This window comes from Sporosarcina jeotgali, assembly GCF_033304595.1.
In the GTDB taxonomy this organism is placed as follows: domain Bacteria; phylum Bacillota; class Bacilli; order Bacillales_A; family Planococcaceae; genus Sporosarcina; species Sporosarcina jeotgali.
Genome location: NZ_CP116341.1, coordinates 1,567,982 through 1,589,121 on the forward strand (window position 1 = coordinate 1,567,982; position 21,140 = coordinate 1,589,121).

At 39.8% G+C, this 21,140-nt stretch carries 25 protein-coding genes and 1 riboswitch; of the genes, 12 read left to right on the plus strand and 13 right to left on the minus strand.

What is annotated here, in order from left to right; all coding sequences use genetic code 11:
* Positions 1–49: 49 nt before the first annotated feature.
* Positions 50–1,183, minus strand: coding sequence for a 5-(carboxyamino)imidazole ribonucleotide synthase (gene purK, locus PGH26_RS07680; protein WP_323693399.1), 1,134 nt, complete (start codon positions 1,181–1,183; stop codon positions 50–52).
* Complete coding sequence (gene purE, locus PGH26_RS07685; RefSeq protein ID WP_323693400.1) at positions 1,167–1,655, minus strand: 5-(carboxyamino)imidazole ribonucleotide mutase; 489 nt, start codon at positions 1,653–1,655, stop codon at positions 1,167–1,169. Before purE ends, purK begins: the two co-directional genes overlap by 17 nt.
* Positions 1,656–1,790: 135 nt before the next feature.
* Positions 1,791–1,892, minus strand: a riboswitch (purine riboswitch).
* Positions 1,893–2,194: 302 nt separating this feature from the next.
* Here purE and PGH26_RS07690 point away from each other — a divergent pair.
* Positions 2,195–2,938 (plus strand): potassium channel family protein, encoded by a 744-nt coding sequence (locus PGH26_RS07690; RefSeq protein WP_323693401.1) that lies wholly within the window; start codon positions 2,195–2,197, stop codon positions 2,936–2,938.
* Between the two features lie 239 nt (positions 2,939–3,177).
* Positions 3,178–3,795 carry a DUF421 domain-containing protein gene (locus PGH26_RS07695; RefSeq protein ID WP_323693402.1) on the plus strand — a complete coding sequence of 206 codons (618 nt, stop codon included), beginning with the start codon at positions 3,178–3,180 and terminating at the stop codon, positions 3,793–3,795.
* A gap of 167 nt (positions 3,796–3,962) precedes the next feature.
* On the opposite strand, the gene PGH26_RS07700 is transcribed toward PGH26_RS07695, so the two are convergent.
* The 3 genes from PGH26_RS07700 to PGH26_RS07710 all read right to left on the minus strand — a co-directional run bounded on the left by PGH26_RS07700 (position 3,963) and on the right by PGH26_RS07710 (position 5,606).
* On the minus strand, positions 3,963–4,379 hold the full coding sequence (locus tag PGH26_RS07700; protein WP_323693403.1) for an SRPBCC family protein: 417 nt from the start codon (positions 4,377–4,379) through the stop codon (positions 3,963–3,965).
* Complete coding sequence (locus PGH26_RS07705) at positions 4,376–4,702, minus strand: ArsR/SmtB family transcription factor (RefSeq protein ID WP_323693404.1); 327 nt, start codon at positions 4,700–4,702, stop codon at positions 4,376–4,378. The genes PGH26_RS07700 and PGH26_RS07705 overlap by 4 nt, the downstream gene beginning before the upstream one ends.
* A gap of 502 nt (positions 4,703–5,204) precedes the next feature.
* Positions 5,205–5,606, minus strand: a complete 402-nt coding sequence (locus PGH26_RS07710; protein WP_323693405.1) for an SRPBCC family protein — start codon at positions 5,604–5,606, stop codon at positions 5,205–5,207.
* A gap of 162 nt (positions 5,607–5,768) precedes the next feature.
* Here PGH26_RS07710 and PGH26_RS07715 point away from each other — a divergent pair, with 162 nt between their 5' ends.
* The 5 genes from PGH26_RS07715 to PGH26_RS07735 all read left to right on the plus strand — a co-directional run bounded on the left by PGH26_RS07715 (position 5,769) and on the right by PGH26_RS07735 (position 9,648).
* Positions 5,769–6,152, plus strand: a complete 384-nt coding sequence (locus tag PGH26_RS07715; RefSeq protein WP_323693406.1) for a GntR family transcriptional regulator — start codon at positions 5,769–5,771, stop codon at positions 6,150–6,152.
* A gap of 4 nt (positions 6,153–6,156) precedes the next feature.
* The gene (locus PGH26_RS07720; RefSeq protein ID WP_323693407.1) at positions 6,157–7,263 is read left to right on the plus strand and encodes a DUF1648 domain-containing protein; all 1,107 of its coding nucleotides are present in this window, start codon (positions 6,157–6,159) and stop codon (positions 7,261–7,263) included.
* Positions 7,264–7,444: 181 nt separating this feature from the next.
* On the plus strand, positions 7,445–8,413 hold the full coding sequence (locus PGH26_RS07725; protein ID WP_323693408.1) for a linear amide C-N hydrolase: 969 nt from the start codon (positions 7,445–7,447) through the stop codon (positions 8,411–8,413).
* A gap of 22 nt (positions 8,414–8,435) precedes the next feature.
* Entirely contained in the window at positions 8,436–8,990 is a 555-nt protein-coding gene (locus PGH26_RS07730) for a histidine phosphatase family protein (RefSeq protein ID WP_431312525.1), read from the plus strand.
* A 127-nt stretch (positions 8,991–9,117) separates the two neighbouring features.
* A complete protein-coding gene (locus PGH26_RS07735) occupies positions 9,118–9,648 on the plus strand; it encodes a hypothetical protein (RefSeq protein ID WP_323693410.1) in 531 nt (176 codons plus the stop codon).
* Positions 9,649–9,717: 69 nt separating this feature from the next.
* Here the strand turns inward: PGH26_RS07735 and PGH26_RS07740 are convergent, their stop codons facing one another.
* Positions 9,718–10,218, minus strand: coding sequence for a hypothetical protein (locus PGH26_RS07740; RefSeq protein ID WP_323693411.1), 501 nt, complete (start codon positions 10,216–10,218; stop codon positions 9,718–9,720).
* 181 nt (positions 10,219–10,399) lie between these two features.
* Here PGH26_RS07740 and PGH26_RS07745 point away from each other — a divergent pair, with 181 nt between their 5' ends.
* On the plus strand, positions 10,400–10,873 hold the full coding sequence (locus PGH26_RS07745) for a hypothetical protein (RefSeq protein WP_323693412.1): 474 nt from the start codon (positions 10,400–10,402) through the stop codon (positions 10,871–10,873).
* Between the two features lie 45 nt (positions 10,874–10,918).
* Here PGH26_RS07745 and PGH26_RS07750 read toward each other — a convergent pair whose 3' ends face one another.
* Positions 10,919–12,253: a DUF4179 domain-containing protein gene (locus tag PGH26_RS07750; RefSeq protein WP_323693413.1), complete on the minus strand. Its 1,335-nt coding sequence runs from the start codon at positions 12,251–12,253 to the stop codon at positions 10,919–10,921.
* Positions 12,246–12,767: a sigma-70 family RNA polymerase sigma factor gene (locus PGH26_RS07755; RefSeq protein WP_323693414.1), complete on the minus strand. Its 522-nt coding sequence runs from the start codon at positions 12,765–12,767 to the stop codon at positions 12,246–12,248. The genes PGH26_RS07750 and PGH26_RS07755 overlap by 8 nt, the downstream gene beginning before the upstream one ends.
* 540 nt (positions 12,768–13,307) lie before the next feature.
* On the opposite strand from PGH26_RS07755, the gene PGH26_RS07760 reads away from it, so the two are divergent.
* Positions 13,308–14,018, plus strand: coding sequence for an endonuclease V (locus PGH26_RS07760; protein ID WP_323693415.1), 711 nt, complete (start codon positions 13,308–13,310; stop codon positions 14,016–14,018).
* Positions 14,019–14,130: 112 nt separating this feature from the next.
* On the opposite strand, the gene PGH26_RS07765 is transcribed toward PGH26_RS07760, so the two are convergent.
* Positions 14,131–15,096, minus strand: coding sequence for an alpha/beta hydrolase (locus PGH26_RS07765; RefSeq protein WP_323693416.1), 966 nt, complete (start codon positions 15,094–15,096; stop codon positions 14,131–14,133).
* A gap of 476 nt (positions 15,097–15,572) precedes the next feature.
* On the opposite strand from PGH26_RS07765, the gene PGH26_RS07770 reads away from it, so the two are divergent.
* Positions 15,573–16,304: a YqcI/YcgG family protein gene (locus PGH26_RS07770; protein WP_323693417.1), complete on the plus strand. Its 732-nt coding sequence runs from the start codon at positions 15,573–15,575 to the stop codon at positions 16,302–16,304.
* A 67-nt stretch (positions 16,305–16,371) separates the two neighbouring features.
* Here PGH26_RS07770 and PGH26_RS07775 read toward each other — a convergent pair whose 3' ends face one another.
* Both PGH26_RS07775 and PGH26_RS07780 read right to left on the minus strand, forming a co-directional pair.
* Positions 16,372–16,734: a DUF488 domain-containing protein gene (locus tag PGH26_RS07775; protein ID WP_323693418.1), complete on the minus strand. Its 363-nt coding sequence runs from the start codon at positions 16,732–16,734 to the stop codon at positions 16,372–16,374.
* Between the two features lie 118 nt (positions 16,735–16,852).
* Entirely contained in the window at positions 16,853–17,677 is an 825-nt protein-coding gene (locus PGH26_RS07780) for a class I SAM-dependent methyltransferase (protein WP_323693419.1), read from the minus strand.
* Positions 17,678–17,875: 198 nt separating this feature from the next.
* Between PGH26_RS07780 and PGH26_RS07785 the strand changes: the two genes are divergently transcribed.
* Both PGH26_RS07785 and PGH26_RS07790 read left to right on the plus strand, forming a co-directional pair.
* Positions 17,876–18,403: an STM3941 family protein gene (locus tag PGH26_RS07785; RefSeq protein ID WP_323693420.1), complete on the plus strand. Its 528-nt coding sequence runs from the start codon at positions 17,876–17,878 to the stop codon at positions 18,401–18,403.
* A 14-nt stretch (positions 18,404–18,417) separates the two neighbouring features.
* Positions 18,418–18,939 (plus strand): STM3941 family protein, encoded by a 522-nt coding sequence (locus PGH26_RS07790; RefSeq protein WP_323693421.1) that lies wholly within the window; start codon positions 18,418–18,420, stop codon positions 18,937–18,939.
* Positions 18,940–19,013: 74 nt separating this feature from the next.
* Here PGH26_RS07790 and PGH26_RS07795 read toward each other — a convergent pair whose 3' ends face one another.
* Complete coding sequence (locus tag PGH26_RS07795) at positions 19,014–19,490, minus strand: hypothetical protein (protein WP_323693422.1); 477 nt, start codon at positions 19,488–19,490, stop codon at positions 19,014–19,016.
* 318 nt (positions 19,491–19,808) lie between these two features.
* Complete coding sequence (locus PGH26_RS07800) at positions 19,809–21,131, minus strand: sodium-dependent transporter (RefSeq protein WP_323693423.1); 1,323 nt, start codon at positions 21,129–21,131, stop codon at positions 19,809–19,811.
* Positions 21,132–21,140: the final 9 nt, after the last annotated feature.

The following is a 21,140-nucleotide window of genomic DNA, read 5'->3' on the forward strand; positions in this document are numbered from 1 at the left end:
GTAAAGAATAATGTACTTTTTAAGATAATATCTGAACGCCTTGTCTCAATTAATGATTCCAAATCCTGCTCTGCGTGATCTCATCGAGTGCCTGATCCACCGAGTCTCTCAACACATTTACATGACCCATTTTTCGTTTCGTCATCGCATCTTTCTTGCCATAAAGATGAACTTTCCAATCCATTACTTCAGGAATCACCTTTAGAAGGTTCTCCATATGCTCACCGAGTATATTGACCATCACGACAGGATTCATTAAATCAGTATTTCCCAGCGGCCAATTGCACACTGCTCGGATATGCTGTTCAAATTGCGATGTCTGACATGCTTCCATCGTGTAATGACCGGAATTATGAGGGCGAGGTGCCAATTCATTTATGAGAATCTCTTCCTGTTCGGTTACAAACATTTCAACACCTAACGTACCGACAAGATTTAGCCGCTCCGCTAATTGCTCTGCAATCTCTGTCGCTTTACGAGAGAGATGTTCATTGATTCGTGCAGGAACAATACTTTTATGCAAAATGTTCTCTTGATGGATATTTTCTGCGACAGGGAAACATTTCATTTCTCCTGTTGTTTTTCTAGTGACGATTACAGAAATTTCTTTGGTAAATGGAATCCACTTTTCAATGACACATGTGCCGTTTTTCAGAAGGTCAGAAGCTTGAACAATATCAGATTCGGACTGAATCACAAGCTGTCCTTTTCCATCATAACCGCCACAAATTTTTTTCATCACACATGGATATCCTAAACTAGCAATAGTGTCATAAATATCTTGAGTTGTTTTAACGACTCCGTATGGGGCAACCTTTGCTCCTGTTCTCGTAATTGCTTCTTTTTCTGAGATTCGATTCTGTGTAGATTTTAAAAGGCCTGCTCCTTGCGGCAAGTTACCATGCTCTTCTAACCACGCCAATGCTTCAAAACTTACATTCTCAAATTCATACGTTATGACATCGCTCACTTCAGAAAGATGTTGAATCGCTTCTAAATCATCATAGGCGCCATTAATTTCTATATCAGCAACTTGCCCGCATGGACAGTCCTTTATCGGATCTAATACTGCAATACGAAAACCCATAGCCTTCGCGGACAAAGCCATCATTCTTCCCAGCTGGCCGCCGCCGATGATGCCAATTGTTTGTCCTGGTAAAATTACGTTAGGTAAGTTGGTCATTGCTTTCTAACACCTTTACTTTCGTTTCATTTCTCATTGTTTCTAATCGATCCGCAACTTCAGCGTTAAAACTGCCAAGAATCTGTGCCGCTAATAACCCTGCATTGGCGGCACCTGCTTTACCAATTGCAACAGTTGCAACAGGCACTCCGCCAGGCATCTGAACAATTGAGAGTAATGAATCCAATCCATTTAACACTTTTGTTTGAACAGGGACGCCAATTACAGGCAATGTTGTTTTTGCAGCTGTCATGCCTGGCAGGTGGGCTGCTCCGCCAGCTCCAGCAATCACAACTTTTAACCCGCGTTCTCGTGCAGATTCAGCGTATTCAAATAACAATTCAGGTGTACGATGTGCGGAGACTACTTGTTTTTCATAAGGAATCCCGACTTGATCTAATGCTTCACAGCAATGTTTCATTGTTTCCCAATCGGAAGCACTTCCCATAATGACTCCAACTTGTGCGTTCACTGTCTTCCCTCCCTCATTTGCATAAATAGATAATTTGTAGAAATAAAAAACGGGCAGGGAACTTTCTCGAAAAAGAGAAAGTTCCCTGCCCTGGATAAGTTGCCTTTTACAAAAAAGGACAGACTGATCCTAAGTAAAGGGTGCACTTTCTCTCATAGTCCGATAATTTACGGTTATCGGGTAGAAACGTTCGGGCCATATTCCCGGAGATATATGAGAGATATAAGTAAGTTCGTAATCATCTTAACAATCGATTAACATAACGTCAACATATAACCGTACGTTTTTTAAGTATTGACTAAAATGGTTCGCGTTTGAATGTTTAAACTGAGTAAAGTACATCTTTTATGGAAATCACTTTATCTTTTTCGCTAAAAGTCGACAAATTATGCTATGGATGAACTTTTCTAAAAGACTAAAGTATTTTCACGATTATTGAAACTGCTGTTGACTATATTCCTGGATTAATAGAAACTGCATGACTAATATAGTAGTATAAATACTTTAATCCCTGCTGATTGCTGAAGGAGTGCCATCCGTTGTATGAAAAAAGGTTTAAACTTATCTATGAACTTTTGATGTTTTCACTAGCCATCTTTTCTGTATCTTTTATATGGATTAAAAATGAGTCTTTACAATATATTGATAAGATCGTGTGGTTCATCTTCTTTGTGGATGTCTCCATTCGTTTCTTCAGAAGTAAGAATAAGTTGGAATTCATTAAGAAAAATCCATTTGATATCATTGCAATTATTCCGTTTGATTCGGTTTTCAAGTTAGCTCGATTAGCCCGCCTAATCCGTGTGGTTCGAGCATTTACGATAGTAAAAAGGTATGCTAAACCTGCGCTTGCGATTTTAGAAATTAACGGATTACAGCGGATTCTGACATTTACCGTGATTCTAATATTTGCAGCAGCAATTCCCATCCGTTTTATCGAACCGTCCATTACCACATATGAAGATGCATTGTGGTGGAGTGTCGTAACTGCAACTACTGTGGGCTATGGAGATATTTCAGTGGAAACTGGTCTGGGCAGAATCATTGCCATTGTCTTAATGGTTTTCGGAATTGGTTTACTTGGAATGATTACAGGTTCAATTGCCACCTATTTCATAAAGGAAACCGAAAGCGATGATCCGACTACTGCTTATTTAAAAGGTCAGTTGGACCGGCTGGATGAGTTATCTAAAAGTGAGTTAGATGCATTCATAGCGATATTGAAGAGTAAGAAGGAGAATGCGGGAGTTGTTGGTATAACCAAGGACACTGAGAAACTTTAACGCTTTCTCATTAAAGATGTTAAAGTAACCACTCAGTGCTGCCTATCAGGAAGCACTGAGTGGTTACTTTTTTCATTTATGCTGCATTTGAACGCGGGTATACGGCAAGATTCACCTTGTCTCTTTGATACCGGGTACTCGCAAAACTAAAAATTTCCACTCCTGCTGATAATAAATTGTATACATACTGAAAAAGAGACCCATTACTATACAAATGAGTGAAAAGGATGTTGCGAATTATGGACTTGAGTTTAATATGGAAATCCGTGTTAATTATTGTTGTCGGGATTCTGTTTATACGTTTTTCAGGAAGACGATCCATATCTCAAATGACCATTTCACAAACGGTTATTATGATTTCGATTGGAACCCTTCTTATACAACCGATTTCCAATAAAAATATTTGGACCACTTTTGGTCTTGCAGCTATTTTAATACTCACTTTGTTAGTGATCGAAGAAATTCAATTGAAATGGGATATTGCGGAAACGTTCTTTACTGGCAAGGCGAAAATTGTAATTGAAAATGGAGTGTTAAATGAAAAAAATCTGAAAAAGTTACGGCTGTCTGTAGATAAGCTTGAAATGAGATTGCGGCAGAGCGGGATTGAAAAGATTTCGGATGTCCAGTGGGGAACGATAGAACCTAGTGGACAATTAGGATATTCTCTAGTAGAAAAGAAAAAGTTTGCAACGAAGGAAGATACAGAAAAACTACAAAAGGACCTGGATCGTATTTTAGAACACCTCAATTTAACCGAATTCCCTGCAACACCGAAAGAAAATGAATCAAGATCAAACATATTTTCTGAAATAGAGAAAGGTCATTTTCCACCAGTAGATGACCATCTCCAATAAAGAAAGCTAAGTAAGCTATTGCTTAGCACATCGTTTCTTGTCGTTCAATTTGATTTGCATTTTCCCTATAAAGTAAGTGCAGTCAATTAGACTAATAATCGTTGTCAGTTAAAAGGACCGGGTGATTGATCACCCGGTCCTTTTACTATTTGTTTACTTAAGCCCTTTTACTTGGCAGCCAATAATTTTTCCAGCTGTTCTCCCATCATCGTCCAAGAATATTTAGCACCCTCGATTGCTCCTTGGCGTGCTTTTGTTTCTTCACTGAATCCAGATTGTTCGAAATGCAGATCTGTTCCGCCATCTGCGCTTTCTTTTAATGTCCAAGTGACAGTAGTTGTTTCTCCTGCACTTGCCCACAAGTAAGAAAGTGTATGAGGCTTGTCCACTACTAGTACTTCACTATCTACAATCCCATTCCACCATTCGTTTGGCTCAGCACGAAATTGAAACTTATGTCCAACTTCTGGTTTGAAATCATTATCCCAGATCCATTTTGCCAGCTGTTCTGAATCGGTTAACGCAGTCCAGACTTTATCAATCGAACTTTTATAGTGAAAATCTAACGTTACATCAGGTTTCATAATTCTTCCTCCAATAATTTGTGTAGTTTTGTAAATCGGCCTTTCCAGAATCCTTCATAGAAGGATACCCAGTCTTGAATCTCTTTCAATGGTCCCGCATTCAGCCGGTATCTCGTTTCCCTGCCAACTTTTCGGGCATCTACGAGACCGGCTTCTTTAAGAATTGCTAAGTGTTTGGAAACGGCTGTGCGGCCCATTTGAAAATGAACCGTTATCTCGTGTAACGGCAACTCCTCAACCTCAGCCAACAGTCCAATTAATTTCCGCCTTGTCGGATCAGCAACTGCGCCATACACGTCTGTCACTGATTTTTTTTCGTCCAAAATCAACCCCCTCCCCCTCGTATTATTCTTCCTATAGCATGACTGATTATACATAGTAAGCACTTAAAAGACACCATTTATTGTCCTATTTATTATAGGACACTAAATGGTGTCTAGTCAAATTTCTATACAAAAATATACCCACTATTTACTACGTTTTAAGAATCTTCTCGGAAACTAATCGCAATCTCGTTCTACGTAATTTTTCAACATAGCCAGCTGATCATGCCAATAGGCTTCAAAAAAGTTTGACCACTCCTTTAATTCCATAAGCGGTTTAGGTTCCTGTAAAAAACGGGTTTCTCTCCCCGCTTTACGACTTGTTACAACCTGCGCATTGGAAAGAATCGTTAGATGTTTAGTAACAGCAGTTCGGCTGATCGGGAAGTGATCGGCTATTTCAGCAATGAACATCTCCTTCTACGCAAGCAGGTTCAGAATTTTGCGTCGTGTTGGGTCGGATATTGCCTGGAAAACATCGTGATCCTTTTGTACGGACATATTAAGCCTCTACATATGCTGGTAATTTGTTTTTTACAATGTTTTCCCATCCACCATTCATCGTTACACGGTTTGCTTCTTGTTCTGCGGTCCATCCCGAATGGATGAGGGTAAACTCTGTTTGGTGCTCGCCCGCTTCTTTTAGTTCAAACGTCAGGTGCCAGCCTTTGTCCCAGTCAAAACCTACATGATACGGAGGTTCAAGTTCCGTGACTGTACATGGTGAATCCCCATAGGGTCCTGCGTGAAGGACAAAATTCTTTCCTATCGAGGGTTCAAACGTATTCGCCATCCACCATGCAGCTAACCCTTCAGATGTGGCAACGGCTTTCCATACTTTTTCAATTGAAGCGTTCAGCACGATAGTTTTACGGATTTCAGGCAGTCCATTTTGTGTATTCACGTTTTCATTCCTCCTAATTCAATATGGCATCTTGTAGTGTTGCGTCAGATAGTAACTTGAAATGATTCACCTCGCAATTATAAGTAAAGTTTCAGACATTTGTTATACACACATTAGAACAGTTCTGCTATACTAATAGTAGAACAGTTAGGAGGTAGCCAGTTGTTCATCCAAATCGAACCATCATCAGATATTCCAATTTACACGCAAGTAGCCAATCAGATTATCGAACTAATTGCACGCGGTCAATTAAAAGGAGGCGATACCTTGCCTTCCGTGAGAGCTCTTGCTTCCGATCTCAGTGTGAATATGCACACCGTCAACAAATCCTATCATGAGCTGGAGCAGAAAGGGATCTTGCGGATTGTGCCTAAATCCGGAGCTGTCATTAATCCTATAGTTCAAGAGTGGTTGACGAATGAGAACAGCCGCAAAATCATCGGGCAGCTTAAGCCCATTATCGCAGAAGCACTTGTGCTCGGCATGAGTCCTGATGAGATCAGGCAGCACGCTTCATCAATTCTTAATGACTTAAAGGGGGAATAACCATATGCCTTTAGCGATTTTTCTTATCACACTTGCTTTCCTTATTGTCGTACAATCAGCTATTCCATTTTTGTTGAAACGCACGATTGTCTTTGGAGTTACCATCCCCGAAGAACATGCAATGGATTCATCACTTGTTTCGTTTAGACGAAAATACTCTGCAGCAGTTTTCATTATAGGGACCATCTCACTGATATTTTTAGTACTTTGGTCAGCTAATGCTTCAGTATCTGAGAACCAACTTGTGATCACTGGGTTAGCAATCCAAACAGGTCTTCTATTACTAAGCATGGCTTTGTATCTCTTTTTCCATGCAAAAACGACGAATTTGAAAAAAGTGAAGGATTGGAATTCCCGCTTCACACAAATCCGTGTAGCTGATTTGCAAAGTCATTCAAAAGATTCGATACTGCCGAATTTCATGTATGTACTTCCAATGTTCGTGACGGTCGGGCTAATCGTGTACACAGCGAGCCAATACAATTTACTGCCAGATCAGATTCCGATTCATTGGGGCCCTAGTGGAGAACCTGATGCGTTCAGTCAAAAAACTCCTTTCTCTTCGATTGCCTTATTGCTCATGCTCTTGGTTCTTCAAGTGATGATGCTAGGAATCAATGCGGCAGCTAAACTTTCAGGAGTTAAATTGAATGCAGGCAAAAAGAAATCTTCTCAGCTGCAGCAACTGGCATTCCGCAAGTACACGAGCTGGTTTTTACTGTTAACCACAATCCTTTTGACAATTCTATTCGGATTCATGCAGTTAACTACCATTCATGGCGCATTACAAAACGATACGCTGATGATGGCACTGCCTCTCGGTTTTCTAGTTCTCATGCTGGCTCTCTCAGCGGTCTATGCGTTTAAAGTCGGCCAAGGCGGTTCACGTATTCCAGTCTCTATTGAGGAAGATGAAACTTCTTCCGTTACAGATGATGATATGGATGATCATTGGAAACTTGGTGTCTTTTATGTCAATAAACAAGATCCTTCTATCTTCGTAGAAAAACGTTTTGGAATTGGCTGGAGCATCAATTTCGGCAATCCAATTGGTTATCTTGTCCTATTCGTTCCTATAGTGCTGATCTTGCTCATTGCCTTCTTTGTTTAAAATCCTTGCTGCATCCTTGTCTTCCTTACTACTAGACAAGGGTGTTTTCTATTTCTGTTCTGACTTATCTCGTGTTCGCAGATTTAAACAAGCATTCATTTATAATGATTGCTACATGAAAACAAGGGTATTGGAATCTTTAGTAGAAATAGTACTCAAACGAATTCAAGGAGAGGTAATTATGTGTACAACTATCGGATTTTCTTATAAGGAAGGTATTGTATTTGGCAGGACGTTAGAGGTTGGGATGCCATTGGACAACCATATTCTTTTTGTCCCAAAGAACCTTAGGGGTTTCATTCAGACAGCAGAGACAGACTTCCCTTCAAAATATGACGTTTTAGGAACTGGTTTTTTTAAGCAGCCTTTGTTCGGTGATGGCATTAATGAAATGGGGTTAATGGGATCGAATAATTTATATCCAGGATACGCAACGTTTGCCGAGCATCCTGTTGAAGATAAAATCAATTTAACAATTGCGCCTGCATTCAATTATTTGCTAAACCGTTGCAAAAATGTTGAAGAAATTAGAGTGGAGTCAAAAAAGTTGGTCATCCTGGCAAAAGGAAAATCAAAGGATGATGTTTCCACACAGCAGCACTTTTTCTTCATGGATGCGGATGGCAATGGAATCGTACTGCAGCCGAAAGAAGGACTATTGCTAACTCATGACAACCCCTACGGCGTTCTGACGAATGCACCTGAATTCCCCTGGCACGTGACCAATTTACGCAATTATATTCACTTGCAGCCTGAAAACGTTAATCAGAACAACATGAATGGTGTCTCGATTTCAAAATTCGGAGAAGGGAGCGGAATGGCTGGGCTACCCGGTGACTTCACCCCCCCTTCCCGATTCGTTCGGGCGGCTTCGTTTGTATCGGCTACGCCAAAAGATTTGGAGCGCAACGCGGCAATCTTGCAAGGATTCCGGATTCTGTCACAAGCGGACATTCCTACCGGTGCGGTTATAGATCCTGTTGAGAAACATCGTGATGAAACCCTCTATACATCCATCATGGATACGAAGAAAAAAGCATATTTCATAAAATTTCATGACAATATTAATATTCAGCCGTTCTATTTGGATGATTATAAGGATGAAAAAGAAGCGTTGTTCCTAACTATCGAAAAAACGATGAATCTTTAATTCAAATGGGTCAGGTGTGATTATGTTGAATAAATGTTATCTTATGAGGCATTGTGAAGCAGAAGGACAGGCTGGCGATGCACCTTTAACCGAGAAAGGTATGAAGCAAGCTGAACTTATAGCGGATTTCTTCTCAGCCATACATGTTGACAGAATTATTTCAAGTCCCTTCAAGCGTGCGGTGCAATCCATCGTCCCTTTTACAGAAAAAGCTGGAATTACGCTAGAAACAGATGAACGATTGACAGAACGCGTGTTAAGTACCGAAAATCTTCTGGATTGGTTAGAGAAATTAGAAGCGAGCTTCGAGGATATGGGGTTACGATATGCTGGCGGTGAATCAAGCCTGGAGGCAATGAAAAGAATCATTGAAGTGCTTGAAGAAATTGATCAGAGTGATGCGAAGACTTCAGTCGTTGTAACACACGGCAATCTCTTAACCCTCGCATTGAAGTATTATGACAGAGAATTTGGATTTGGGGATTGGAGAAATCTCAGTAATCCTGACATCTTTCTACTGCAGGTTGATAGTGATCGGGTTGTTATTCAGCGAGTGTGGGAACCCGTGAATATTTAAGGGATAAAGTTATTACAAAAGCTAATAAAATGTAGCTAACAGAACTAGATTCATTATGGACATCCGAAACTAAATTTCGGTGCACCGTTTCCATTCGATTGTCCGTCTATATACGAGGAGGCATAACATGAAAAAATCACTATTAATTATTATGTCATGCTTAGTGATAATTGTTGCAGGTTGCACAGCACAGGAAAAAGATCAGCCATCACCTGAAAACGCCAATTTAGTTGCTTCAGAAAAGACGTTGCCGAGTGATTTCGAACATTTGGCAGAATTGCAAGAGCCCGAAGGCTATATTGCAGTTCGCGTCCAAAATCAGAAGGGATTCGAAGCAATGTGGCAGAAATTTCAATTCGAAGGTGAGATTCCTGAAATTGATTTAAAGGAAAATGATCTTTTCTTCATCGGGATGTTCGAGTCCAGCAGCTGTCCATATGAAATTGACACGATGAATGTTGAAGCTGTGTCAAAAGAATTAACCGTCAACTTCTCCCCATTGGCTGAAGCATGTACTGCCGATTTGAGTCCTAGAAATTTTGTAATTGAAGTCCCAAAAGAGTTCTCCAGTGACCTTGATTCAATTCTATTCGTCTCCCAAGAACAACAAACAAAAGTACCGATTCAACTTGAAGAAGAAATACTAAAAATGCCTTAACTCTTTCCGATAAGCAGAAGAAGAGAACCCCAATCATGCTGGGTTCTCTTCTTTTTTTATATTCGTATTTCATCTTTGTTGAAGTACTTGCTCTCTAAATCCCAACTCTTCACAAGCGGGTCCGTTTCCTTTGCAACTAAATTGAAATACTTCTTGATTTTTTGCCGTAGTAATTTCTACGATATAATCAAAAGGATGGTCAAAACCCCCTTGTTTCGGATCTCCAATAATATGAACGTTTTGAAGATCTTCAGACGTCAAGTTAAGTTGTTGATAATCAGAAGATCCCGCTAATAGTAGTAGTAACTTATTTTGTTCATTTGATAAATACTTTGGTTCCTGAACATAAGCTTCATAACTAATGAAAGAAACTTGCATAACCAGCAAAGTGGTGAATACTGCTTTTATGGATTTGGATAGAGTTCTCCGTACTTTCCACAAGACTACTATCAAAAATGAGCTAAGTAAGAAGAGAACCGTGTATTCTAGCATGACATCATGCATTTCAATTCCATTTCGAAAAAGGATCAAACTATAAAGTACGAGTAATGCAATTACGATAACCGCCATGTAACCCCTCTTTTCGATAGATATTTCGCAATCCATTCAAGAAAAGTCTGCATCAAAAAAATCTTGAAAACAGAAAAATCTCTCTGTATAATTAGACTATTCATACACATTATACCTTATATTGGTTTTAGCGATTACTGTTTTACTTTAAAATTTACAAATTGATTGGAATGGTGATCATGTGAAGACTAAATCCGAAAATCGAGTAATCCATAATACAACCAGCCGGCTTTTTAAACTATACATCTTCATTTTGGCAGCTATCAATGTTGCCTATATCGCTATTCAGATGTACAAATCTAAGGCCAGTCAGCCATTTCTTACTACCGGTGAAATCACAAAAGCGGAGTTCCTAAAACTGGATACGCTGCTCAGTTATTCGGTTCTAATCGAAACATCTCTAATCGCTTTAGTTGGACTTTATGCATTATTCATTTTCACAAAGAACACAAATACGCTGTATTCTTTTGTGGTAACCCATATCCGAATTCTCATTCTGTTTTTTGCGATCAGCTATGCACTTTCTTGGATTACTTCTGCATCCGTCGAAAGCCTAAGCGGACATTTACTAGGCCCTTTCCTTATCACTTTGGCGGTTTTTGGATACTATTTAGTAAAGCGGCTGCCAAAAAGAGTTACTGTAAAAAAAGCTTAAGACTAAAAACCAACCTGTTGCGTGCGCAGGTTGGTTTTTTCATGTTCACTTAAGCTCTATAATGGCTGGACTATCCTGCTCTAAATAATTTGGATATCCATTGATTTTTAAAGTAATCGGATTTTTTATAGGAGAATCTGGCAGTTTCATCATCAATGTGGCCTTCTCCTCGCCATTCGGATGTCCGCTCCAATACTCGAATTGGCGTTCTTCATTTTGTGAATCCATGAAGTTAATACTGACGGGATAATTATAAAAATCACTCTCACCTTCAAAGTCAATATTAAGCTCACCGCCTCTGACCTTTACATTGCTGAATCGTTTATCTTTTGGCTGCTTCACGATCTTTTCAGATTCAGTATCAATGACTAACTCTGTTTCTTGTTTGTCGAGTGCCATCACTTTTCCGATTTCAAGCTTAAGCTTTTTATTATTTTCAAAGTAGCTGCTTTGCAGATAATAAGTTACACGATTCGGGAAATCATCTGTAGAGCTTGAAGTAAGACCATTTTTTAATGGTTTCCACTTTCTTCCCCACTTCCCTTTAATCGATAAATGCTCAATCCCAAATATTTCTTTTGAATTATTCGGGTCGTACTCGATTTCAACGGACGTAATGACTGGATTGATCGTAACTTGTCGAACAAGCAGTGATTGCTCATCAATCGTTACTTTTTGATTCACCGCATACGTGTAGTTCGGTACATCGTCAACATTTATCGTAAAGGGCAGCTGAATCGTTTCCTTCTCCCCATAACCGCCGATGAAATCAAACTCTAATACGGCCTCCTTCTTAGATATCGGTTCATTGAAATCAACTGAAATTGCATTTGTAGAGGTATTCGCTGTCTCGTAATCTTCTGAAGGAATCTGCCACACAGATGCAAGACCCAGCTCTTCTCCGTTTGCCCCTCGAATCCAAATGTTTTGCAGAAAATCACTGCGATGATTTTTTTTATAGGTGATTGTATAGAACAATACTAGGTTTTGTGAGCTTGGGATCACACCGTCTAATGTAATTTGAACGCCTGACGTCTCATCCGATACACCGATTTTTTGAAAATGCTTATTCTTGATGGCTGACTTTAATCCTTGGTCGTCTTGAATGAGTGCGACAATTTTTTTCATTCCTGGAAAAGCTGAGACTGCATCTGCAAAAGCCGGTGAACTGCGAATCGTTGTGACAAATAGAAGGCACATCACAGCAACGGCAAGTCCGGCAATAAGCGGTCGTTTAAAACGTTTCTCCTTTTTCAACGGATATTGCCGTCTCGCTTGAAGGACTCCTCGATGAATTGCATTATCCAAGTCGACTTCTGGTATTTCGCGGTTCTCCAGAGTTTTCTTCCAAATTTCCAACTCGTCATCCTTGTCATGCATTGTTTCTGCCTCCTTTCACTTCAATAAGCTTCCTCAACTTTTTGACAGTTTTGTACAATCTTGTTTTAACTGTACTTTCTGGTGTAGAGGTCATTGCTGCAATGTCTTTCAGCTTGATGTCATGTAAATACTTGAGATGGATTAAGTTGCGCTCTTCCTCTGATAAACGATCTAACGCTTCTTCGACTTCGAGAAAGGTGTAATCATCATTAATTGCAGTTCGAACTGACACTTCTCCATCCAAAGTCATACGTCTGCTCATCTTCAACACATCGTTGCAATAGTTCATCATAATTCGGATCAGCCATGTTTTTGCATATTCCGGCTTTCGCAGGGTGTGTATGGTTTGAAATGCGCGAACCGTCACTTCCTGTACAGCTTCAATCGCATCGGAATCATTCTTTAAATAAGATAACGCGGTTCGATATAAGGCCACTTTATGAAGATGCATCAGCGTTAGAAAAGCATCTTCATTCCCCTGACTTGCTTGTTTTGCAAGTTCGTAATCCTCCACACACTCACCCCTCTTTCTATACATTAGACACTGAGGCAGAGAAAAAGTTTTAAAAGATTTATTTATTGTAAGTTTCTATTAAGAACGCAAGAATGGTCTTAACTGTGAGTTCATAACGCAAAAGAGCAGCTGCCCGCGCTGCACGTGAAATCTTGCGGGGTAGCTGCTCTTAATAATACAGTACATACTCTTTTTTAGAATAGCGGACTGTATCTCTTATATGGCATGTTCTGTTTTTCTTGAAAAGTTTTCGATTAGCTAGTCAGTCTGCAAAAACTACTTACTTCCGCAAAGATTCCCGCAACAAATTCTCCAAATAAGTGACATCTGTAATTTTTTGATTGCATTCATGACTGTCTGCACAAATCAGATTGCCAATCGTTCTGAAGTAATCGGGATTGTTTTGTTTTTTCTCTTTAGTTATCGTAGAGAAAAAAGTGTCAACATACGATGTAAATGATGTTGCTTATGGGCATACTTCCAGAATAAAACAGTCATTGGTTCAGTATTATACGTGCCGATTGAAAGTAGGAATTTCTCATGAAAGTTTTCAATATCCATCCATTTGATATAGATGCAGAACGCTTCCCTGAAATTCAATCTGTTCTTTCTGAGCGGGTTGTATTAAAAGATTCCTTCAAACGCAATGACATAAGGCTTGTTGCAGGTGTAGATGTTGCTTATTGTACATTGAACGGTAATGAATACGGTATATGTTGTATTCTGGTTATCAATGTGGACACCATGAAGGTGATAGAAAGAACGGTTAGTGCTGACCAAGTGACGGTGCCGTACATTCCAGGATATTTAGCGTTTAGAGAACTGCCTTTGATTCTTAAAGCCGCTGAAAAACTTACCTGTACGCCAGATTTATTTATGTTTGACGGGAATGGAATATTGCATCCGAGAAAGATGGGAATTGCCACACATGCCTCTTTTTTCTTAAACAGACCGACAATTGGCATCGCAAAGAGCTACTATAGAATAGCTGATGTCAGCTTCACGTCTCCAAGTAATGCAAACAAGTCCTTTGAAGATATAGTCATCGGGAACGAAGTGTACGGTAGAGCGCTCAGAACCCACAAAGATGTAAAACCCATATTTGTTTCCTGTGGTAATTACATTGAGTTATCAACTGCTGCAGAAATCACGCTACACTTAATTAATAGAGAAAGCCGTCTGCCCATCCCAGTGAGATTAGCGGATATAGAAACGAAACGACTCAAGCGTCTTCTCGTTTCGAAAACATAGTAACTTACTCTTTCATTCGCAGATCAGTGTATGCTTACTTTATTTTAATCTGATTTCATAAAAAGTATATTCATTTAAGAACTGGGTATTCCCTAAATGGCAGACTCCCACTTCATTTAAGCGTATTCTGCAGAAATTGCTGGACTTTTTCTTTATATTCCTCAGGCTCTTTAGCATAGGATTCCCCATGATTTGCACCATCTACTAAGAAGAGCTCTGTGCTGCTTGAGGTTTTCTCATGCAATTCAATTGCATTTTTTACGGGAACGAACGTGTCCGCTTTTCCATGAATGTAAAGAATTGGAACATCCGTACGCTGCACTTCCTTCAAAGCGCTGGCTTCCCTGAATAGATACCCTGCACGTGCTTTTGTAACAAGGCTTGTGCTGTCGAGCAATGGAAAAGCAGGTAAATGGAACATGCGCTTCATTTGATAGGCGAATAGCTGATAGACGGATCCATATGGACTGTCGGCAATGATCGCCTTCACTTCTGATGGTAACTCTGCTTCCCCGCTTGCCATCAGGACGGTTGCTGCCCCCATGGATAATCCGTGATAGACGACCTCTGTATCTTTTCCTAGTTTCTCAACTAGTAAGTCCGTCCAGTCGATCAAGTCTAGTCGGTCTGGCCAGCCGAATCCATAATAATTCCCTTCACTTTTGCCATGTCCCCTAGCATCGGGCATGAAAATGTTATAACCCAATTCTTGATAGTAAAAAATACCGAATAAGCCCATCTGTTTAGCATTGCCAAGATAGCCATGTGTGAGAATGACTAGTTTGTTGGTTGGCTTTTCAGCGGGTAAATAATATCCGGATAACTTCAGTCCGTCACGAGATGTCTGTGTAAGTGTTTCAAAGTTCTGCTCTGCTACCCATTTTGTCCAATCTCCATTGATGTAAAGATCCATGGTATCGTCCGCCACTTCTAAGTCTGCATTGTTTTGTAAAAAATCTTTTGGCCCGCGTTTAATAGCTAAGTCATAGAAAAAGATTCCGCCAATTATTTGTATACTAAAAAACAAGATGACTGCTAATATCAGAAGTTTCTTCCAATTAATGTTGATTTTCTTCATTTACTTACCCTCAGTTCGTTCGACTCGGTTTACTATTAGTATACAGGAGAATGGGTGACTGTATGTATTCGAGATTTTGGAAAAAGAGGGATATTATTAAGTTTGTTGTCACCCATACCGAATATCGTATTTTGCTGAAGAACAAAAAGCACTTTCCGAAGTTCCAGGAAAGTGCTTTTTTACATTGTATATTGGAATGATAACGATTATGTTAATGCGGCACTGCTGGGTAATCCCCAGTCGGAATAGGCTGCGTATTCTTTTCCACCTTCTGCCGAAAGTGCCCCAATCGCGGGACAGAGAGGTGCCGCGCCTCTGTGATTACTAGTATATGCGGTAATCTATTCACTTATACGAAGTATGATCCATCATTTACGTACATAGATTAGATTTCTAACTCGCAATTTCTTTCGGTTTAAGAACCTTGATAAAGGGAAATATCCAAAAAAGAGTTTAAATGGAAAGGAAGTAAACGAATGATTCAGACGAAAAAAGCCCTATTAGTTAAAGAAGATTTTCAAACAAGAAAAAATTTACCTGACTGGCTATTAAAAGAATATAAAACTTTCCACGATACTGTGACTGACAAGACATTTCCTTGTTACTTCGGTATGGGCGGCGAATTGAAAGGTGAATTGCGATATGCTTATATTACTCGCGATGACTGGAGTAATCTGCCGGAAGCCTTGATAGATTTTCTAGCGTTATTCGAAGACCCAAAACATAAACGGCACGGTCTTTTTGTATTTGTTGAACCATTTGAAAAAGAAGGCTCATTAGAGGAGTATCGTCAGCAGTTTTGGGACATTCTACAGTACGTACACGAACAGGACACTATAGAATGGCCTGCAGAAAGTCCCCGTGACCCCGATCACTATTTATGGGATTTTAGATTCCATGGCGAGCCAATATTTGCCTTCGGTAACACTCCCGCTTACAAGCAGCGGAAAACAAGGGATTTAGGAAATGCCATGGTAATAGGATTCCAGCCGCGTAAAATTTTTGAAGGATTGAAAGGTACAGAAAAAGGCGGGGTGATGTCACGGGAAAAAGTAAGGGAGCGAGTCGAAGCATGGGATCACTTGCCCAAACATCCAGATATCAGCCACTTTGGAGACCCGGAACACAACGAATGGAAACAATTTTTCATTGGTGACGATAGTGAACCGATTCAAGGAAAATGTCCTTTCACACATAAAGAAATGTAAAGAAAGCCGTCATGACAGACGGCTTTTCTATTTGCAGTTATGTTTGATTCATTTATTTACTATTTTATTATTGGTGATCTAAAATCTCTTTTAACACAGCTGCTTGGTTATGCTTTACATCTTTAGCCGCAAAGACAAGTGTTAGTTCTTTGTCGTGTTTTTTTGTCCATTGCTTCAGCTGCTCCAATGCTTCTTTCTGTTTATCATTACTGTTAAGTTCCTTTTTATACTTTTCTTTAAATTCATCATACCTTTCGGCATCATGGTCAAACCATTGTCGAAGCTCTTTACTTGGCCCGACTTCTTTTGGCCATTCATCCACTTTTGCATCTTCTTTACTTACGCCTCTTGGCCATATCCGATCCACTAGGACACGCAGGCCATCATCCTTCGTCGCTTCTTCGTACACACGTTTAATTTTTACAGGCAATAATACTCCCTCCAAATCTCGTTGTTTCCTATCTATACCCTATTCGGGGGTGAGGTAACAATTTCACTGCTAGTATGCAACCGCATAATGACTATTATGTATTCGGACTGGAGCGGAATTATGTCGCAGTTATCACAAAACTGTTCAGTGAAAGAACGTCGTCTTGAGGTTCATTCATTAACTCATAATAGCTTAATAAAAATGGTTTTAAATCGGGTGCAGCAACTTCAAGTTCCTTATGAATTGTATTTGCATAGTCAATTTCCCATTTCGCGTCCGGTAAAAACGTTGCATCCACTGTCATTTGTTTTTCAATATGAAAGCCCGCCTGTTCAAGAAGCTGTTGGATTTGAGTTTTGTTAAATAACGTCTGTACATTGCTCTCATTTTCTACAAATTTTGAGTACAGCGCGAGTATTGAAACGGCACAGAAATGTGATCTTTGCTCCATTTCTGTATAGTGAAGATCCCATTCCGCAAAGCAAATACGTTTTGTTAGCAGGCGAAGTCTTGTGAAAAAACTTAGTAACTCATGGGGATTTTTAAAATACCATGAAGAGTGCGAGAACACAGCAACGTCAAATGGTGTTGAAACTTCAAATTCATTGAAATCTGTTTCTAAGTGAAAGGAAATTCTTTTCCCTAAAGAAGACTGCAAGATATAATCGGTTGCCTCGCCCAGAGTGAATGGCGTACCATAATCCCGACTGGCATTGTCGATAGCGACTACTCTTCCTTCTTTTCCAATTATGTGCGCGATTGCCATGGTCGTATCTCCTTGCCCGCATCCTATTTCTAAGATTCTGCCGCCTTTGGGCAAGTGGAACGCTTCTGCCAGGCTAATTCGATGCTGCAATTGAATGTGTTGGATTCCATCGTTTTCGTAAAGTTTGTGCTGGACTAGAAATTTTGTCGTCTGTTCATTTAATTGAACTGCTGTCATGGATTTACCTCCAGTTTTCAAATCTAATATTGCATTCTATCTATACACTTCTAAAGTAACTTCATTTCGGGTTAGTACTAATAGTATAAAGTAAATGAATAGTACTATGTAAGTGAAAGTTTAGTTTCCCCTGATATTTTTGTACAACAAGTTTACGAAGTGATAGACTCTAAAAATAGAAAGGTAGGGGTTGGACCCATGGATGAGCTAGTCATCTATCCGAAAAGAGGAAGAATGTTAGGACTAGGATTAATTAGTCTATTGTTTTCAATGTTTGGATTACTATTCATCTTACTCTTAATTGCCGGAGAGGCTTCAGTAGGTACGGGGCTAATTGGATTTGTCGCGCTCGTGTTTTTCGGTTTGTGTTCTGTTTACCTTGTTAAAAGAGCAATTGTTCATCAACCCGCGCTAATCATTTCGTCTGAAGGCATTACAGATAACTCCAGTTATATTGGTGCCGGACTTATTGAATGGAAAGATCTGAAAAAAGTCGATATGATTGAAATGTCCGGACAGCTTTATTTAGCGCTTTATACATATGATCCTAATCTAATCGTAAATCGGTCACATGCTGCGAAGAAAGCCGCCAATAAAGTAAACCGATTTCTAGTTGATTCACAAATCAATATTCCAGTTAATAACTTGGCGTATCCTCTAGACCAACTGCTGAGTAAAGTCATCGAAATAGGTGAGCAAGAAATGAAAAAATCCCCGAAGAAGTAAAGGAGTTGAAGTGTATGGAAGAGTTAGTCGTCTACCCGAAAAGAGGAAGAATGCTTGGATTAGGAATCTTATGTTTAGTGCTGTCTGGATTCGGATTGTTATTAACCCTGCTTTTAATAATAGGACAAGCACCCTTCTATATTGGTTTAATCGGAATATTTCTTTTTATTGCATGCGGTTTAAGTGCGTTTTTTTATATTAAAAGAGTAATAATTCATCAACCTGCACTGATTATATCTGATGAAGGCATAACCGACAATTCAAGTTATATTGCCGCAGGTTTAGTTGCATGGCACGAAATTGCAAACGTTGAGATAATTGAAGAGTCTGGACAGCCTTTTTTAGCAATTTATACTTTTGATCCAGATTTGATTATTAATCGATCGGACACTGCGAAAAAGGCGGCAAATAAAGTAAACAAGTACCTGCTTCCTTCTCAAGTGAACATACCGGTTAACAATTTATCTATTCCAATCCGAGACCTTCTTAATAAGATTGTGGTGTTTTGGGAAAGAAGTGCTGAAACGATGTTATAAAAGAAAGGAATGCTGTCACATAACGTGTCTCGCATTCCTTTCAACAAGTTCTTTCAATTTTGTGTACTGTTCTATTATTCTTGACTATTTTGAATCTTATTGGAAAGAGTAGAATCCGTGTTGAATTGACCGAAGTGTAGATCACCGATTTTACCCTCTTTAGTAGAGAAGATAACCTTTCCTTCTAGCTGATGGAGAGAAGGTTCTTCATCTGGCGACGAATATTCAACGGTAGCCTTTATGTGATACTGATTACTTGCCGTATCTATTTCGCTCTGCTTCACTTCTGTCTCTATCAGTTTGATCTTACCTTTTGAATCCGGTTCGAATCGATACTGATAGTGGTAGATCATATTCGTACTTTGCGCCCTTTTATAGCCTTCTTCCGTGTAATAGGGTAAAAACTTCTCTTTCAAATAACTATCCAATTTCATTTCATACTCTTTTTGCTTTACACTATCGAGTTCATTGCCGCCCATCGCTTCCTCTGACAATTGTATGAATTGTTCATCGGGACCATTCAACTCTTCTTGAAGTACTGCCTCGATCATTTGAATTTCTTTTTCCGGATTCGATACAGATGCTGTTTCTGTTTTAGGTACAGTATCTGATTCGGTTTTTTCAGTTGCGGCCCCTTGTTAACTGCATCCAGCGGCCAGCATACTAACTATAGTCGCTGCAGCCAGTAATCCCAAACGCTTCTTTTTGACTCTGTTGTTCATAGCACTCCCTCTTTTCGTTTAAGTATATTCCTCATTTGTAAAATCGTTCCTGTAATTATATGTACGTTTTATTGCAGGATAAGTTTCAATTTTCCGTATTTTTAATCCAAAAAAAGTCATGTACTGAATTAGTACATGACTTTTCTTTTACAATCCAATTACCCATGTCACAAAAATGATGACAATCGCAGCTGGAGCAATGTATCGTACCAGGGTTTTCCATATCCTATGTATGGTTGGATTCATATTTAACTCTTCCGCTGTGTCTTTCTGGCTTAACACATAACCAGCGAAAATTGAAACCGCTAACGCTCCAAGCGGCATGGCGATTCGACTTGTAATGAGATCTGCGAAATCGAAAATAGTTCCGCCGAATAGTTTAATGTCACCTAGAATTCCGAATGACAATGCACTCGGAATTCCGACTAAAAAGATCAGTGCTCCAAATATCCAGGCTGCTTTTTTTCTTTGATTATGTTTCTGACGAATTCCGGTAGAAACAACAATCTCCAGCATTGCAATCGCCGACGTCAATGTTGCAAATAACATGAGAATGAAGAAGACAATCAAGAAAAACCCGCCGAATGGAATTTCATTGAAAATTGCAGGCAGCACTACAAAAATAAGTCCAGGTCCTTCAGTTGGCGATTGGCCAAGCGCAAACACTGCAGGGAAAATGACGATTCCCGCGAGCAGCGAGATGACGATATTCAATATGGACACATTGAGTGCAGATTGACCGAGTCGCTCTTCTTTTTGCAAATAAGAAGCATAGGTCATCATTGCTGTTACACCGACGCTCAGTGAGAAGAATGCCTGACCGAGTGCCAAGAGAACTGTTTTACCAGTCAGGTAACTCCAATCTGGAACGAATAAGAAACGAATCCCTTCCATAGCCCCTTCAAGTGTAAGAGACCTGACAGCAAGCAAGATGAAAAAGATGAATAATAAAGGCATCATCCATCGGCTTGCACGCTCAATTCCGCCTTTGATTCCGCTTTGAACAATCCACACGGTAATCGCAAGGAAAGCTGCTTGCGCAATAAGTACTTCCATCGGATCCGCAATGATGTCGTTAAATAAACCGCCAAAGTCAGCACCAGATAGGCCGCCTGTTATCGAACGGATGAGATAGGATAAAATCCAGCCTCCTACCACACTATAAAACGATAAAATAATGAACGATGCGATAAGACCCATCCATCCTACCCAATTCCATTTCTTACCCTTAGATAGCTTTTCGAGAGAAGTGACGACATCCGCCTGTCCCCGTCGTCCAATAACAAATTCAGCCAGCAAAATAGGCAATCCGATTAGCAGTGTGCTCACTATAAACAAAAGAACAAAGACGCTGCCGCCGTTCATTCCTGCCATATAAGGGAATTTCCAAATAGCACCCAGACCAATCGCACTTCCAGCGGCTGCTAATATAAAACCAATTTTAGATGTCCATTGTTCCCGTTCTTTCATCTTCAAACC

Bases quoted from the DNA above. Each gene is read 5' to 3' on its own strand.
- purK (WP_323693399.1), bottom strand. From the start codon at position 1,183: ATGACCAACTTACCTAACGTAATTTTACCAGGACAAACAATTGGCATC.
- PGH26_RS07695 (WP_323693402.1), top strand. From the start codon at position 3,178: ATGGACTTGAGTTTAATATGGAAATCCGTGTTAATTATTGTTGTCGGG.
- PGH26_RS07700 (WP_323693403.1), bottom strand. From the start codon at position 4,379: ATGAAACCTGATGTAACGTTAGATTTTCACTATAAAAGTTCGATTGAT.
- PGH26_RS07720 (WP_323693407.1), top strand. From the start codon at position 6,157: ATGCCTTTAGCGATTTTTCTTATCACACTTGCTTTCCTTATTGTCGTA.
- PGH26_RS07725 (WP_323693408.1), top strand. From the start codon at position 7,445: ATGTGTACAACTATCGGATTTTCTTATAAGGAAGGTATTGTATTTGGC.
- PGH26_RS07730 (WP_431312525.1), top strand. From the start codon at position 8,436: ATGTTGAATAAATGTTATCTTATGAGGCATTGTGAAGCAGAAGGACAG.
- PGH26_RS07735 (WP_323693410.1), top strand. From the start codon at position 9,118: ATGAAAAAATCACTATTAATTATTATGTCATGCTTAGTGATAATTGTT.
- PGH26_RS07740 (WP_323693411.1), bottom strand. From the start codon at position 10,218: ATGGCGGTTATCGTAATTGCATTACTCGTACTTTATAGTTTGATCCTT.
- PGH26_RS07750 (WP_323693413.1), bottom strand. From the start codon at position 12,253: ATGCATGACAAGGATGACGAGTTGGAAATTTGGAAGAAAACTCTGGAG.
- PGH26_RS07760 (WP_323693415.1), top strand. From the start codon at position 13,308: ATGAAAGTTTTCAATATCCATCCATTTGATATAGATGCAGAACGCTTC.
- PGH26_RS07765 (WP_323693416.1), bottom strand. From the start codon at position 15,096: ATGAAGAAAATCAACATTAATTGGAAGAAACTTCTGATATTAGCAGTC.
- PGH26_RS07770 (WP_323693417.1), top strand. From the start codon at position 15,573: ATGATTCAGACGAAAAAAGCCCTATTAGTTAAAGAAGATTTTCAAACA.
- PGH26_RS07780 (WP_323693419.1), bottom strand. From the start codon at position 17,677: ATGACAGCAGTTCAATTAAATGAACAGACGACAAAATTTCTAGTCCAG.
- PGH26_RS07785 (WP_323693420.1), top strand. From the start codon at position 17,876: ATGGATGAGCTAGTCATCTATCCGAAAAGAGGAAGAATGTTAGGACTA.
- PGH26_RS07790 (WP_323693421.1), top strand. From the start codon at position 18,418: ATGGAAGAGTTAGTCGTCTACCCGAAAAGAGGAAGAATGCTTGGATTA.
- PGH26_RS07795 (WP_323693422.1), bottom strand. From the start codon at position 19,490: ATGATCGAGGCAGTACTTCAAGAAGAGTTGAATGGTCCCGATGAACAA.
- PGH26_RS07800 (WP_323693423.1), bottom strand. From the start codon at position 21,131: ATGAAAGAACGGGAACAATGGACATCTAAAATTGGTTTTATATTAGCA.